The organism is Kiloniellales bacterium, assembly GCA_030064845.1.
GTDB lineage: Bacteria > Pseudomonadota > Alphaproteobacteria > Kiloniellales > JAKSDN01 > JASJEC01.
The window spans coordinates 1-13,539 of record JASJEC010000101.1; the positions used below are offsets into that span (position 1 = coordinate 1).

The 13,539-nt window shown below is 67.3% G+C and carries 12 protein-coding genes; 6 read left to right on the forward strand and 6 right to left on the reverse strand.

Features of this window, described 5'->3' with window-relative positions; genetic code table 11:
• Positions 1–323 precede the first annotated feature (323 nt).
• Complete coding sequence (locus QNJ67_22720; protein ID MDJ0611804.1) at positions 324–1,517, forward strand: type III PLP-dependent enzyme; 1,194 nt, start codon at positions 324–326, stop codon at positions 1,515–1,517.
• Between the two features lie 76 nt (positions 1,518–1,593).
• Here the strand turns inward: QNJ67_22720 and QNJ67_22725 are convergent, their stop codons facing one another.
• The 3 genes from QNJ67_22725 to QNJ67_22735 all read right to left on the reverse strand — a co-directional run bounded on the left by QNJ67_22725 (position 1,594) and on the right by QNJ67_22735 (position 4,279).
• Positions 1,594–2,679, reverse strand: coding sequence for a hypothetical protein (locus tag QNJ67_22725; GenBank protein ID MDJ0611805.1), 1,086 nt, complete (start codon positions 2,677–2,679; stop codon positions 1,594–1,596).
• Between the two features lie 138 nt (positions 2,680–2,817).
• A complete protein-coding gene (locus QNJ67_22730; GenBank protein MDJ0611806.1) occupies positions 2,818–2,952 on the reverse strand; it encodes a hypothetical protein in 135 nt (44 codons plus the stop codon).
• 217 nt (positions 2,953–3,169) lie between these two features.
• Complete coding sequence (locus QNJ67_22735) at positions 3,170–4,279, reverse strand: mandelate racemase/muconate lactonizing enzyme family protein (protein ID MDJ0611807.1); 1,110 nt, start codon at positions 4,277–4,279, stop codon at positions 3,170–3,172.
• Positions 4,280–4,420: 141 nt separating this feature from the next.
• Here QNJ67_22735 and QNJ67_22740 point away from each other — a divergent pair, with 141 nt between their 5' ends.
• From QNJ67_22740 to glmS, 3 genes are all read left to right on the forward strand, one after another.
• Positions 4,421–5,176 carry an SDR family NAD(P)-dependent oxidoreductase gene (locus tag QNJ67_22740; GenBank protein ID MDJ0611808.1) on the forward strand — a complete coding sequence of 252 codons (756 nt, stop codon included), beginning with the start codon at positions 4,421–4,423 and terminating at the stop codon, positions 5,174–5,176.
• A gap of 191 nt (positions 5,177–5,367) precedes the next feature.
• The gene (gene glmU / locus QNJ67_22745; GenBank protein MDJ0611809.1) at positions 5,368–6,762 is read left to right on the forward strand and encodes a bifunctional UDP-N-acetylglucosamine diphosphorylase/glucosamine-1-phosphate N-acetyltransferase GlmU; all 1,395 of its coding nucleotides are present in this window, start codon (positions 5,368–5,370) and stop codon (positions 6,760–6,762) included.
• Positions 6,763–6,781: 19 nt separating this feature from the next.
• Positions 6,782–8,605: a glutamine--fructose-6-phosphate transaminase (isomerizing) gene (glmS, locus tag QNJ67_22750; protein ID MDJ0611810.1), complete on the forward strand. Its 1,824-nt coding sequence runs from the start codon at positions 6,782–6,784 to the stop codon at positions 8,603–8,605.
• Positions 8,606–8,618: 13 nt separating this feature from the next.
• Here glmS and QNJ67_22755 read toward each other — a convergent pair whose 3' ends face one another.
• Both QNJ67_22755 and QNJ67_22760 read right to left on the reverse strand, forming a co-directional pair.
• On the reverse strand, positions 8,619–9,452 hold the full coding sequence (locus tag QNJ67_22755; GenBank protein MDJ0611811.1) for a lipase family protein: 834 nt from the start codon (positions 9,450–9,452) through the stop codon (positions 8,619–8,621).
• A 10-nt stretch (positions 9,453–9,462) separates the two neighbouring features.
• The gene (locus tag QNJ67_22760) at positions 9,463–10,101 is read right to left on the reverse strand and encodes a LysE family transporter (GenBank protein ID MDJ0611812.1); all 639 of its coding nucleotides are present in this window, start codon (positions 10,099–10,101) and stop codon (positions 9,463–9,465) included.
• A 159-nt stretch (positions 10,102–10,260) separates the two neighbouring features.
• Between QNJ67_22760 and gabD the strand changes: the two genes are divergently transcribed.
• Positions 10,261–11,751: an NADP-dependent succinate-semialdehyde dehydrogenase gene (gene gabD, locus QNJ67_22765; GenBank protein ID MDJ0611813.1), complete on the forward strand. Its 1,491-nt coding sequence runs from the start codon at positions 10,261–10,263 to the stop codon at positions 11,749–11,751.
• A gap of 146 nt (positions 11,752–11,897) precedes the next feature.
• Entirely contained in the window at positions 11,898–12,788 is an 891-nt protein-coding gene (locus QNJ67_22770) for a transglutaminase domain-containing protein (protein MDJ0611814.1), read from the forward strand.
• Positions 12,789–12,792: 4 nt separating this feature from the next.
• On the opposite strand, the gene QNJ67_22775 is transcribed toward QNJ67_22770, so the two are convergent.
• Positions 12,793–13,539: HAMP domain-containing sensor histidine kinase (locus tag QNJ67_22775; GenBank protein MDJ0611815.1), on the reverse strand; the 747-nt coding region annotated here is incomplete at its 5' end.

The following is a 13,539-nucleotide window of genomic DNA, read 5'->3' on the forward strand; positions in this document are numbered from 1 at the left end:
AGTGTGAGAAATGCGGGCTAGCCCGCATTTCTCACACTATCCATGGTCTGCGCGGTGCTGTCCGGCCAACAGGGCAGGAAAGCCGCGCGGCGCGATGCCGGCGTATCGGGCAAGCGTCTTGACGCACCCTGTTGGCCGGACAGCACCGCCCGAAGGGTCGCGCCCAGGCGGGCGTCGGCGGCGTCGAAGGCCTCAACCGTAGCGAAGGCTACGCTCTTCGGCCTTCTCCTTGCCGAACGCCCGCCTGGGCACGACGCAGGCCATGGATAGTGTGAGAAATACGGGCTAGCATCGTGCAGGCGGTACGACGCGGGAGCCACTTTATGGTTGCCAATCCCAGGCTGATGGTCGGACGATCGGAAAATGCAGGACGCTACGAAAGCGTCGAGCAGATGGTCGCCGACCTGCAGCCGCGCGAGCCTGTCCACTGTCTTTATCCGAGGGTTCTGGAAGGGCTGGCGACGACCTTCCTGGAAGGATTTCCCGGCCGCGTTCTCTATGCGGTCAAGGCAAACCCCGACCCCCGGGTGCTGTCCTGCCTGATGCGCGCCGGGATCCGCGACTTCGATACCGCGTCGCTGGCCGAGGTGGCCCTGGTGAAGTCCGTCGATCCCGACGCGCGCTGCCATTTCATGGCGCCGGTCAGGCTCCTTGGTGCCGCGGGAGAAGCCTTTCGGCGACACGGCGTCACGGACTTCGTGATCGACCACCCGGGCGAGCTGGAGAAGCTCCTCGCCGAGGTCCCGGCCGCAGCCGTTACCGTCTTCGTCCGCCTGGCGACGCCCAGCCGCGACGCCACCTACGACCTCTCGACCAAGTTCGGGGCCGACCCGGCGACGGCTGGGGCGCTCTTGGCCGCTGTGGCCGAGGCCGGCGCGGAAGCGGCCCTGGCCTTCAATGTCGGCTCGCTCGTGCTCGACCCGGCGGCCTACCGCGAGGCGCTTGCACTCTGCGCCCAGGTGCTCGCGGCGTCCGGCGTGACGGTGCGGCGGATCGATATGGGCGGCGGCTTTCCCTCGGCCTACCCAGGCCTGCCCTCGGCGCCGCTGGAGGACTTCTTCTCAGCCATCGCGGAGGCCCGGCGGCACCTGTCTCTGTCCGACGAGGTGGAGCTCCTGGGTGAACCTGGCCGTGCCCTGGTGGCCGACGGCCAGTCGGTGGTAACCCAGGTCACCCTGCGCAAAGAGGACAGCCTCTACCTGAATGACGGGATCTACGGAAACCTCTCTGAGCCGGCGATCTCCAAGGGGTTGGTCGGCTTTCCGACGCGCACCCTGCGCGGCCCCGGCGAGGCGCTCTCCGGGGCCAAGCGGCCGTTCCGTCTCTTCGGGCCGACCTGCGACTCGCTCGACGTCCTGCCTGCGCCCTATGACCTGCCGGCGGACATCGACACCGGTGACTGGATCGAGTTCGGCATGCTGGGCGCCTACGGCCTCGCCATGCGCACCCACTTCAACGGCTTCTATCCCGAGACCCTGGTGGAGATCGCGGGAGAGCCGCCGCCGCGAATGGCCTAAGGCCTGAGCCGGAGACGCGGAAGCCACCTTGCCAATTGGATCAACCGCCAAGCCCCCGGGGCTATTCGGATTGACCCTAGTGTATTGTGCAGTCTTTGGTTTTTTCTTTCTTGAACTCAAGAACGCCCATCATGCAATCGAACAGTTTTTTTGAAACTTTCTCATTGGAAAAATGTCTGGGTTTGTCTTCTATGACAAAAAAACCAAGTGTTCCCTTTCTTTTAAGTTTTGATTTTCCAATATTATACTTTGTGCATCGTAAGTAATTGTCCTTGCTGGATAAATCTTGCAGTATCCACGCTAAATTTTCGATCGTGTATGGTCGTCTGGTGTAAACAAGAAGTGGAATTGAGTCATCTATCTCGTTTATAAATGGCGAAAATTTTTCTTTCCAGACCTTACAGACTTTGGGTTGATTATCTTTTTCTTCTAAGAAAAATGAATTCAAATGAACCAGGAGGGCTCTTGGTTTCAGTTTGTTCCAATCTTCCGGGTGTACTTCAGCTAAGTCTGTGACAACTTGCCTGACCACGCGGAAATCACCGAGCTCGTGTCCATCGGGCGAGTAACCAAAATGATGATTGAACGCCCACCAGATCTCGTCAGCATTGGAGCGAAACTTCTTCGATTGATTGTACTGACGTTGCGTGTTGTCCAAGGCGCCGATTACCGGATCTGGAAAACCCCTGCCAAGTGCCAGGAAGGTTGAGAGATGAAGCGCCTTTCGCGCGAGAACGTCGGTCAGCTTCAAGTAAGTGTCGCTGCTCAATCCGTCTATTTCGAATTCGATGGCCCGGTTCAAGGTTGAAGGGTCTTCGTAACCTTGCTTTCCGTAGCTGTCCCAAGCCGCTCTGATCCGTGCCGACGCCTCAAGATTCCTTGTATTTCTTTGTTCATCAATAAGCTCTTGCTGACGTCTGACAAGCTCTTCAGACGCGATTGCCATTTGTTCGGAGGCCTTCAGCGCCTTTTCGGCAGTTTCAGCAAGTTCAGCTGTGCTAATCGACAGCTGCTTTGAGTATCCGAGTGCACGATCGGCCTCAGCTCTTGCTCTCTCGCCCGCCTCCTTCGCATCGATGGCCATGTAAAAAGCAACGCCCGCCGAGACAATCGCCGCCAGTGTGGCGAGAATACTCCACGGATTTTTCCCGTTGCTGCTCACTGTTACTGTCCCAAAATGTTTGCCGGTGGCAGCCCGCTCCGGACGATCACGACGAAGGAATGTTCGTCTTGGCAGACCCCTCTATACTGGGGGGTCGGCACCGGCTCCTGGATTCTACAGTTGGTTACATTACAGAATTCAAGCGAGGGCGGCTATGACGACGACCTCGATCAGATCGTCGCCGGCCAGATCCGCGCCGACGCAGGCGCGCTGCGGCCAGTTCTCCTTTCCGCCGATCCAGGCGCACCAGACCTGGTCCATCTCGGCCTTCATGGCCATGTCCCGGAGGTAGCCGTGGCCTGCAGGATCCGGCTCTTGTCGCTGCCGGCCTCTTGCAGTGTCCGCTCGAGGATTTCCAACGTGCGCCTCGTCTGCTCGGCAATGCCGTCGGCGTTCGTCGTGTCGGTGGCGACGGCGTAGACCAGCCCGCCGTGCGTTACCGCGCGGCAGCGTCCCGTGGCGGAGCCTGGAAAGCGTTCGATAGCCAGGGCTAGACTCCTCCTATCTCCAAGACCGCCTTGCCGAGAACGTCTTCGTAAGGTGCAACGCCCAGGCCGGGCGCCTGCGATGCCGCCATTTGGCCGTTGCAGCGCTGCGGCGCCCCTTCGGCGATCGACTTGGTGACGTAGCTGTTGAAATCGGTCGCTGTGAAGCGGAAGCCGGCCGGCGTGCTGTGCGCCAGGTGGGCAATGGCGGCGGTCACGATGTCGCCGCCCCAGCAGTCCTCGATGGTCAGCGCGATGCCGAGGGTCACGCAGAGGTCGCGCGCCTGCCGGGCGCGGGTCAGGCCGCCCAGCTTGCTGATCTTGATGTTGACCACATCCATCGCCCGGTCGGCGTGGCCGCGCAGCAGCATCTCGATCCCGTCCATCGACTCGTCGAGCACGAAGGGATGGTCCGTGTGCTGGCGGACCGTCAGGCACTCCTCGTAGCTCAGGCAGGGCTGCTCGATGTAGACATCGAGATCGCGCACGGCGCGGATCACCCTGAGCGCCTGGTGCGGCAGCCAGCCGGTGTTGGCGTCCGCGATCAGCACGTCGCCGGCCTCGAGCTTCTCGGATACGGCCCGGATGCGCTCGATGTCGACGTCGGGGTCGCCGCCGACCTTAAGCTGAAAGCGGGTGTAGCCCTCGGCCCGGTATTCCGCCACCTTTGCGGCCATCGCGTCCGGGCTCTCCTGGGAGATGGCGCGGTAGAGCAGGATCTCGTCGCCGTCGCGGCCGCCCAGCAGCGTGACCGCGGGCAGCGCCGTGGCCTGGCCGAGAACATCCCAGCAGGCCATGTCGATCGCCGACTTGACGTAGGGGTGGCCCTTGAGCAGGGCGTCCATGCGCCGGTTGAGCGCGTCCAGTTCGCGGGGGTCCTGGCCGATCAGGTCCGGGCCCAGTTCGGCGATGCCGGCCCGGGCGCCGGCGGCGTAGGAGGGCAGGTAGACGGGGCCGAGGGGGCAGATCTCGCCGTGCCCGGTGATGCCGGCGTCGGTCTCGATCCTCACAACGGTGGAATCGAAGACGTCGACCGACTTTCCGCCCGACCAGGCGTAGCTGCCTTCGTGGAGCGGCAGATCGACCTGAAACGCGCTGATCTTGGATATCTTCATGCGGCATCCCCCTTCAGGCAGGCACCAGGGTCGGCGACGCGGCGAAGGCGGTCAAGGGATCGCCGCTTGCCCGCCTTCGCCCGGCGCGATATGCCGGGGCCGTCGCGATCCCTTCCGAGTATGGGTGAAAGGAACAGCAGCATGGCGAGCGGGTCTCCGCGATCGATCCTGATCACCGGCTCCAGCAGCGGCATCGGCGCGGCCTGCGCCCGCCGCCTCGCGGGGCCTGGCACCGGCATTCTGGTCCATGCCCGCAAGAACCGCGAAGGCTGCGAGCGGGTGGCCGCCGACCTGCGCCAGCGGGGCGCCGAGGTCGAGATCGCCATGGGCGACTTGGCGGAGCCGGGCACCGGAGACGCGCTGGTCGGCCGGGCGGTCGAGGCCTTCGGCCCGCTCGACGTCCTGGTCGCCAACGCCGGCTTTCCGGTCATGAAGGCCTACCGGGAGGTCGAGCGGCCAGAGCTCGACTACGCCTTCGCCGCGATCATGGGCGGATTCTTCGACATGACGAAGCGGGCCGTCGAGGCAATGAACGAGGACGGCCGCGTCGTCGCCATAAGCACGCTCAACGCCCACGTCTTCCGCACGGGTTTTCCGGTCTATCCGGCCTCCGGCGCGGCCAAGGCCGGGCTCGAGACTCTGGTCAAGACCCTGGCGATCGAGCTGGCGCAGCGTCGCATCACGGTCAACTGTGTCGCGCCGGGCCTGATCACCAAGGAGGCCAACAAGGGCGAAGGCTACGCGCCCGAGGAGCGGGCCCAGCTGCTCGCCCAGGTGCCGCTCGGCCGCATGGGAGAGCCGGACGAGATCGCCGCCCTGGTCGCCTTTCTGGCCGGTCCCGAGGCCGGCTACATGACGGGCCAGGTGATCCACGTGGACGGCGGCATGGCCCAGTAGCACGGGCTCGGGAAAACTCCCGGCCGGCGTCATCAAATCGCCAGAATCGAACGGCGAATACTGAGCTCGGAAGTCCCGCCGAAACCTCTTGTTAACCATACCCTTGCTCTGATCGGGATTTAGTGCTGCATGATCACCCGCCAAGGCAACACCGGACCGCTCATCCGCAAGTGCAAGACCGGCCCCCGCTCATGACCGAACACCGCCTCGCCGTCGTGGTCCTGGCCGCCGGGATGGGGACCCGCATGAAGTCCAGCCGGCCCAAGGTGCTGCACGAGGTCGCGGGCAAGCCCATGCTACACCATGTGCTCGACACCTCGGCCGCCCTCGCGCCCGAACGCAGCGTGGTCGTCATCGGGGCCGGCATGGAGGCCGTCGAGGCGGCCTGCAGGGGCCACAGGACCGTGGTCCAGTCGCCCCAGAAGGGCACCGGTCACGCCGTAGCCTGCGCCAGCGAGGCCCTGGAGGGCTTCCACGGCGCCAACGGGCGGGGCACGGTGCTCGTGCTCTACGGCGATACGCCGCTGCTGACGAGCGAGACGCTGCGGCGCATGGCGGCGCTCCGCGAAGGGCCCGACGCGCCGGCCTTGGTGGCGCTCGGGTTTCGGCCTGCCGACACAACCGGCTACGGGCGCATGCTGGTCGATCCCGGCGACGGCCGCCTGCTGCGCATCGTCGAGGCGGCCGACGCCGGCCCCGACGAGCTGGCGATCGGCCTCTGCAATGGCGGAATCCTGCTGGGCGACGGGCCGACCCTGTTCTCGCTGCTCGAGCGGGTCGGCAACGACAACGCCAAGGGCGAGTACTACCTGACCGACGTCTACGGCCTGGCGGCCGAGGCCGGCCTGACCACGCGGGTGGTCGAGGCCGATGAGGAGGAGCTCCTCGGCGTCAACGCCCAGGCCGAGCTGGCCCACGCCGAGGCCGCCATGCAGAGGCGCCTGCGCGCGGCCGCCATGGCCGGCGGGGCGACCCTGATCGACCCGGAAACAGTCTGGCTCAGCCACGATACAGAGCTTTCGCCGGACGTCGTGATCGAGCCCGGGGTCTTCTTCGGCCCGGGCGTGACCGTGGAGTCCGGCGCGCGCATCAGGGCCTTCTCGCACCTCGAGGGCGCCCATCTCGGCGCCGGCGCGGTGGTCGGCCCCTACGCCCGCCTGCGGCCCGGAACGCGAATCGACGCGGGCGCGCGCGTCGGCAACTTCGTCGAGGTCAAGAACGCGGTGCTCGAGCCGGGCGCCAAGGCCAACCATCTCTCCTATATCGGCGACGCCCGGGTCGGCGCGAAGGCGAACGTCGGCGCCGGCACGATCACCTGCAACTACGACGGCTTCGGCAAGTTCCGGACCGAGATCGGCGCCGGCGCCTTCATCGGCTCGAACACGGCGCTGGTGGCGCCGGTCAAGATCGGCGACGGCGCACTGGTGGCGGCCGGCAGCACGATCAGCCGGGACGTCGGCGACGACGACGTCGCGATCGAGCGCGCCAAGCAGCAGATCCGCCCGGGCGCGGCGGCCCGCTTCCGCCAGTTCCGCGGCGCCACGGCGTCGGCGGAGCGCAAGTCCGGCAAGGCCAAGGCGCTCTAAGCGCAGGAGGATCAAAGCCATGTGCGGCATCATCGGCATTCTCGGCCAGGCGCCGGTTACGCCCCTCTTGGTCGACGGCTTGAAGCGCCTGGAGTACCGGGGCTACGACTCGGCGGGCATCGCGACCCTGATCAACGGCCGGATCGACCGGCGGCGGGCCGAGGGCAAGCTGAGCAACCTGGAAGCCCTGGTTGGCGAGCAGCCGCTCGCGGGCACCATCGGGATCGGTCACACCCGCTGGGCGACCCACGGGCGGCCGAGCGAGGCCAACGCCCATCCCCACGCCAACGACCGCGTGGCCCTGGTCCACAACGGGATCATCGAGAACTTCCGCGCGCTGCGGAGCGAGCTCGAAGACCTCGGCCACCGTTTCGAGACCGAGACCGACACGGAAGTCGTGGTTCACCTGGTGACCGAATACCTCGGCCGGCAGATGTCTCCCCAGGAGGCCGTCGCCGAGGCGCTCGGCCGCCTGGAAGGCGCCTTCGCGCTGGCCATCGTCTTCGCCGGGCGGCACGACCTCATGATCGGGGCCCGCCGGGGGTCGCCGCTCGCGGTCGGCTTCGGCGAGGGAGAGATGTTCCTCGGCTCAGACGCACTCGCCCTGGCGCCGCTGACCGACCGGATCTGCTACCTGGAAGAGGGCGACTGGGCGGTGCTCAGCCCAGAAGGCGTCGAGGTTCACGACGAGAGCGGCGCCGCCGTGGCGCGCGAGGTGCGCCGGACCGCGCTGACCGGCGCCGCCATCGGGAAGGGTCAGTACCGCCACTTCATGCAGAAGGAGATCTTCGAGCAGCCGGCGGTGGTCGGCGACACGCTGCACAGCTTCGTCAATCCCCTGACCCGCGCGGTGACCCTGCCGGACCTGGGCATCGATCTCTCGGCTCTGCCGCGCGTCACCATCTCGGCCTGCGGCACGGCCTACCTCGCCGGCATGGTCGCCAAGTACTGGTTCGAGCAGACCGCGCGCCAGCCGGTCGAGCTCGACATCGCCTCGGAGTTCCGCTACCGCGAGGCGCCGATGCCGGAAGGCGGCCTCGGCCTCTTCATCTCCCAGTCGGGCGAGACCATCGATACCTTGGCGGCGCTGCGCTACGCCAAGAAGGCGGGGCAGAAGATCCTCTCGATCGTCAACGTGCCTGAGAGCGCGATCTCCCGCGAGTCCGACGCGACCCTGATGACCCTGGCCGGGCCCGAGATCGGCGTCGCCTCGACCAAGGCCTTCACGACCCAGCTGACCGTCCTGGCCTGCCTGGCCCTCGCGGTCGGCCGGGCGCGGGGCGCGCTCGATGCCGAGGGGCAGGCGGCGCTGACCACGGCGCTGACCGAGGTGCCGGCGCGTGCCGCCGAGATCCTCAACCACGACGAGGCGATCCGGGGCATCGCCCACGACGTCGCCGAGGCCCGCGACGTGCTCTACCTGGGCCGCGGCACGCTCTTTCCCCTGGCCCTGGAAGGCGCCCTGAAGCTGAAGGAAATCAGCTACATCCACGCCGAAGGTTACGCCGCGGGCGAAATGAAGCACGGGCCGATCGCCCTGATCGACGAGCAGGTGCCGGTGATCGTCTGCGCGCCCTCGGGGCCGCTCTACGAGAAGACCGCCTCCAACGTCCAGGAGGTCATTGCCCGCGGCGGCAAGGTCATCCTGATCTCCGACCGCGACGGCATCGCGGCCCTGGGTGACGGTGCGGTCCACACGATCGAACTGCCGCGGGTCGATCCCTTCGTCGCGCCGATCCTCTACGCCGTGCCGGTCCAGCTGCTGGCCTACCACACGGCGGTCATCAAGGGCACGGACGTCGACCAGCCGCGCAACCTGGCGAAGTCGGTGACGGTGGAGTAGGTGGTGCGTGCGGTCAGCGGAGCGCCGAAACGTAGTTGATCGGTGCGTGGTCGCTCGCCTCGCGGGGCAGGGTGCCGTTGCGCGCCTCCTTGAAGGGGCCGCCCCCGGGGCCTCCCCTTAGGCTGCGGGAAATCAGCGCGACGAAACCGCCGTCGTCTTTCTCCTCCGCGCTCACCCGGCCGTCGGGATCGATCAGATAGGGCTCCCCGACATGGCGGAAGCCGAGCTCGTAGAGCGGCACGTGGCAGACCACGTCGCGGTTGTTGGCGTAGCGTTGGGCCGCGCCCGTCCGGGCCTGGAAGGCCTCCTTGAAGGCCTCGGTGCCGACCCGCGGCGAACCGAAGGTGATCAGGCGGGCTTCCGGCAGCAGGCTGGCGGCCAGCGTGGCGAGCGCGGCGCCTTGGCTATGGCCCGTGATGAAGAGCGGCGCGCGCAGTTTGGCGAGCTGGCCTTCGACCTCCGCCCAGACGAAGTCGAGGGCGGCGGCGAAGCCGCGGTGCACTTCGCCGGCCCCGCGCCACGGGGCCGGGCGTGCGTTCAGGTTGAAGATCCAGGCATCCAGGTCGTCGGAGCCGCGGAAGGCCAGGACCGCGAAGGCCGGACCCTCGGCCAGGAAGGCTTCGGTGCCGGAGCTCTCGAAGGTGACGAGTGGGGAGAAGCCGACCCGGGCGAGGGCACCCTCCAGGACCGTGCCGTAATCGCAGTAGGCGAGGCGGGAGAACTCCGCGCACCAGGCGGCTTCGGACCGGGGCCGGTGCAGCATGAAGAAGTTGTCGACCGCATGGGGTTCCCGCACGGCCCGGAAGCTCGTGTCATAGGGAATGCCGGTCGCTTCTTCCCGGGTCATCGCCGGCCGCTCAGCGCTCGGCGGCGAGGCGCAGACCGAGGGCGACGAAGACCGCGCCGGTGACCGCCGTGACCGCGCGGGCCGAGCGCCGGTAGAGCGCCGCCACCGGATCGAGCACCACGGTACAGGCGACCAGGGCGTACCAGACGCCGGCCGTGGCCACCACGCAGGCGACCACCAGCAGGTCGAACGAGAGCGGCGCCTCGGGCGGCACGGTGACCGCAAAGAGGCTGGTGAAGAAGGCCGCCGCCTTGGGATTGCTGAGGTCCGTGAGCAGGCCGAGGCGGAAGGCGCGCCAGCCGGTTTCGCTCGTCCCGGCGCCTTCATCGACCGCCGCCGGCTTACGGGCCGAGAGCAGGATCTGGATGCCGACCAGAATCAAGTAGGCGGCTCCGGCGAACTTGACGACGAGATACAGCCAGGCGGCGGTCTGGAACAGCAGGCCCAGGCCGAGCAGGCTTCCGGCCGCCCAGAGGGTGGTTCCCAGGGTGATGCCCAGGACCACGAGCAGGCCCGCGGTGCGGGACCGCCGCACCGCCGTATGCACCGTCGCCAGGAAGTTCGGTCCGGGGCTCATCACGGTGACCAGCCAGACGCCGGCGATCGTGATCAGGCTGGCCCAGAGAGCCGGGTCCTGGATCGCGAGCATTGCCATGCTCCTTCCGCGGTTGCTTGGCCGGTCACGCTGTCACAGCGCGCTGGGAGGGGCAAGCCGGCCTGCTTCGCCGCCCTTTCGCCGACTTTGCCTGCAGGGCTATACTGGATCCAAACCCCCAACCGACATAACGCGCGATCGCGGAGGAGTCCCATGACCGCCCAACCCACCGCAGTGGCCGCCAATGGCGCGCCCAAGTTGAACGACCCCAAGCTCTTCCGGCAGCAGTGCTACATCGACGGCGCCTGGTGCGACGCCGATAGCGGCGCCACCGTCGAGGTCAACAACCCGGCGACCGGCGAGATCCTGGGCACGGTGCCCAAGATGGGCGCCGATGAGACCCGCCGGGCGATCGAGGCGGCCGAGAAGGCCTGGCCGGCCTGGCGCGCCAAGCTGGCCAAGGAGCGCGCCGCCATCCTGCGCCGCTGGCACGACCTCATGCTGGAGAACGCGGAGGACCTCGCCGTCCTCATGACCTTGGAGCAGGGCAAGCCGCTCGCCGAGTCCAAGGGCGAGGTGGTCTACGGCGCCAGCTTCATCGAGTGGTTCGCCGAGGAAGGCAAGCGGATCTACGGCGACACCATCCCGCAGCACCAGGCCGACAAGCGCATCGTGGTGATCAAGCAGCCGATCGGCGTGGTCGCGGCCATCACTCCCTGGAACTTCCCCAACGCCATGATCACCCGCAAGGCCGGCCCGGCGCTGGCCGCCGGCTGCCCGATCGTGATCAAGCCGGCGACCATGACGCCCTATTCGGCCCTGGCCATGGCGGAGCTGGGAGAGCGTGCCGGTTTGCCGGCCGGCGTATTCTCGGTGGTGACCGGATCGGCCGGCGCGATCGGCGGCGAGATGACCTCCAGCCCGATCGTGCGCAAGCTCTCCTTCACCGGGTCGACCGAGATCGGCAAGCTGCTGATGGAGCAGTGCGCCGGCACCGTGAAGAAGGTCTCCATGGAGCTGGGCGGCAACGCGCCCTTCCTGGTGTTCGACGACGCCGACATCGACGCCGCCGTCGAGGGCGCCATGATGAGCAAGTTCCGCAACACCGGCCAGACCTGCGTCTGCGCCAACCGCATCCTGGTGCAGGACGGCGTCTACGAGGAGTTCGCCGAGAAGCTGGCGGCGGCGGTCAGGAACCTCAAGGTCGGCGACGGCCTGGAGGAGGGCGTCAGCCAGGGCCCGCTGATCGATGTGGCGGCGGTCGAGAAGGTCGAGGAGCACGTCGCCGACGCGACGGCCAAGGGCGCGGCCGTGGCGGTCGGCGGCGCCCGCCACGAGCGCGGCGGCACCTTCTACCAGCCGACCGTGCTGACCGGCGTCACGACCGACATGAAGGTGACCAAGGAAGAGACCTTCGGCCCGGTGGCGCCGCTGTTCCGCTTCACGTCCGAGGAGGAGGGGATCGCCATGGCCAACGACACGGAGTTCGGCCTGGCCTCCTACTTCTACGCCCGGGATCTCGGCCGCGTCTGGCGCGTCGGCGAGGGCCTGGAGAGCGGCATCGTCGGCGTCAACACCGGCATCATCTCGACCGAGGTCGCGCCCTTCGGGGGCGTCAAGGAATCCGGCGTCGGCCGCGAGGGCTCGCACTACGGCATGGACGACTTCCTGGAGATCAAATACCTCTGCATCGGCGGGGTCTAGAAACAAGCAAACCAATCGACCCTCACCCCAGCCTTCTCCGAAACGAGAGGTCGGGGTGAGGGTGAGTTGCTTGTTTCCCACCCGTTGACAATTCCCAGAAATTTGAGGTCATTATCCTGCTCCCTTGATCTTGGCGGGAGCGTTCCATGGACGACGATCTCAGTTTCTACGCCCGGCATTCGGCCCACACCGATCCCGGTGACTTCGCGCAGCTGCTCGAGGGCTCGCCGTCAGGTTGGGCTGCCCTCTGCGCCCTGCCGCCGAACGTCATCCTGCACTACTTCTTCGCAGACGAGCTCGAGCCGCCGCTGTCGGAAGAGCGCCGGCAGGACCGGCGGACGCGGCCGCTTGCCAAGATTCTGGCGCGCATCGCGGCGGTCGACCCTCGTCCGCTCACCGAGGAGCGTCCACCGCACGAGCGCTTTTCGGGCAACTGCCGCGACTTCGCCCTGCTGACCTGCGGGCTGTTGCGCCAGTCCGGCGTGCCGGCGCGCCTGCGCTGCGGCTTCGCAACCTATTTCACGCCGGGCCGCTACGAGGACCACTGGGTCTGCGAGGCCTGGGACGCGGAGGAGGGGCGCTGGCGCCTGCTCGACGCCCAGCTCGATCCCGGCCAGTGCGAGCGGTTCTCCGTCGCCTTCGACCCCCGGGACGTGCCGCGCGATGCTTTTCTCACCGCCGGCGAGGCCTGGCGCCTCCTGCGGGCCGAGCCGGCGCTCGGCGAGCGTTTCGGGATCAGCTTCGTGGGCATCGCGGGCGGCTGGTTCGTCGCCGGCAACCTGCTGCGCGATCTCGCCGCGCTGAACAAGGTGGAGGTGCAGGTTTGGGACTGGTGGTCTTTCGCCGCCGAAATCTCCGACGCCATGGCCATTCCGGCGGAGAAAGAGCTGATCTTGCAGGAAATAGCCGAGGCGATCTCGGGCGAGGGCCCCGACCTCGGCGGCGTCCGGGCGCTCTACGCGCGCGCCGATCTCGCGGTGCCGGAGCGGGTCGTGGCCTATCCCTACGGACCGCGGGAGATCTGCGCGGTCTACTAACTGTTCAGGCGATGGCGCTGTCGGCAGCCTCGGGCTCGGCGCTGAAAATCCGCCCGTCCGGCAGCCACACCGTGGCGATCGTGCCCTTGCCGAGTTCGCTCTCGAGCCGCAGCTTGCCGCCGTGGCGCTCGGCCATGGCGACCACCATGGGCAGGCCGAGGCCGGCGCCCTTGTACTCGCGGAAGGCCTGGCTCTCGATCCTTCCGAACTGCTCGAGGGCCTTGGGTATGTCGTCTTCGGCCATGCCGATACCGGTGTCGCCGACCTCGATGTCGATGCCGCCGTCCGCGTCGTTCCAGCGGATGTTCAGCGAGATCCGGCCGTCGGCCGGCGTGAACTTGACCGCGTTGGACAGCAGGTTGATCAGGATCTGCTTCAGTTGGCGCTCGTCGCCCCAGACCATAGGCGCCGTGTCGGGCACCTCGATCTCGACCGGCGGCGCGTCGTCGGCGACCGTGTCCTGGACGAGGTTGATGGCCGACTGAACGAGCCGGCAGATGTCGACCGGCTCCTCGTTCAGCTCGAGGGAGCCGACATCGGCCTTGGCCATCTCCAGCGCGAAGCCGACGATACGCAGCAGCTGGCTGCCGTTCTCGCGGATCTTCTTGGCGTGGTCGGCGTACTGCGGCTGGCCGATCGGTCCCCAGGTCTCCTCGATCAGGATGTTCGACGAGCCGATGATGGCGTTCACCGGATTGCGCAGCTCCTGGCTCATCTTGGCCATGAAGTCGGTCTTGGCCCGGTTGGCGGC

Excerpts from the sequence above, each read along its gene's own strand:
- QNJ67_22720 (MDJ0611804.1), top strand. The coding sequence starts at position 324 with ATGGTTGCCAATCCCAGGCTGATGGTCGGACGATCGGAAAATGCAGGA.
- QNJ67_22730 (MDJ0611806.1), bottom strand. The coding sequence starts at position 2,952 with ATGAAGGCCGAGATGGACCAGGTCTGGTGCGCCTGGATCGGCGGAAAG.
- QNJ67_22735 (MDJ0611807.1), bottom strand. The coding sequence starts at position 4,279 with ATGAAGATATCCAAGATCAGCGCGTTTCAGGTCGATCTGCCGCTCCAC.
- QNJ67_22740 (MDJ0611808.1), top strand. The coding sequence starts at position 4,421 with ATGGCGAGCGGGTCTCCGCGATCGATCCTGATCACCGGCTCCAGCAGC.
- glmU (MDJ0611809.1), top strand. The coding sequence starts at position 5,368 with ATGACCGAACACCGCCTCGCCGTCGTGGTCCTGGCCGCCGGGATGGGG.
- glmS (MDJ0611810.1), top strand. The coding sequence starts at position 6,782 with ATGTGCGGCATCATCGGCATTCTCGGCCAGGCGCCGGTTACGCCCCTC.
- QNJ67_22755 (MDJ0611811.1), bottom strand. The coding sequence starts at position 9,452 with ATGACCCGGGAAGAAGCGACCGGCATTCCCTATGACACGAGCTTCCGG.
- QNJ67_22760 (MDJ0611812.1), bottom strand. The coding sequence starts at position 10,101 with ATGCTCGCGATCCAGGACCCGGCTCTCTGGGCCAGCCTGATCACGATC.
- gabD (MDJ0611813.1), top strand. The coding sequence starts at position 10,261 with ATGACCGCCCAACCCACCGCAGTGGCCGCCAATGGCGCGCCCAAGTTG.
- QNJ67_22770 (MDJ0611814.1), top strand. The coding sequence starts at position 11,898 with ATGGACGACGATCTCAGTTTCTACGCCCGGCATTCGGCCCACACCGAT.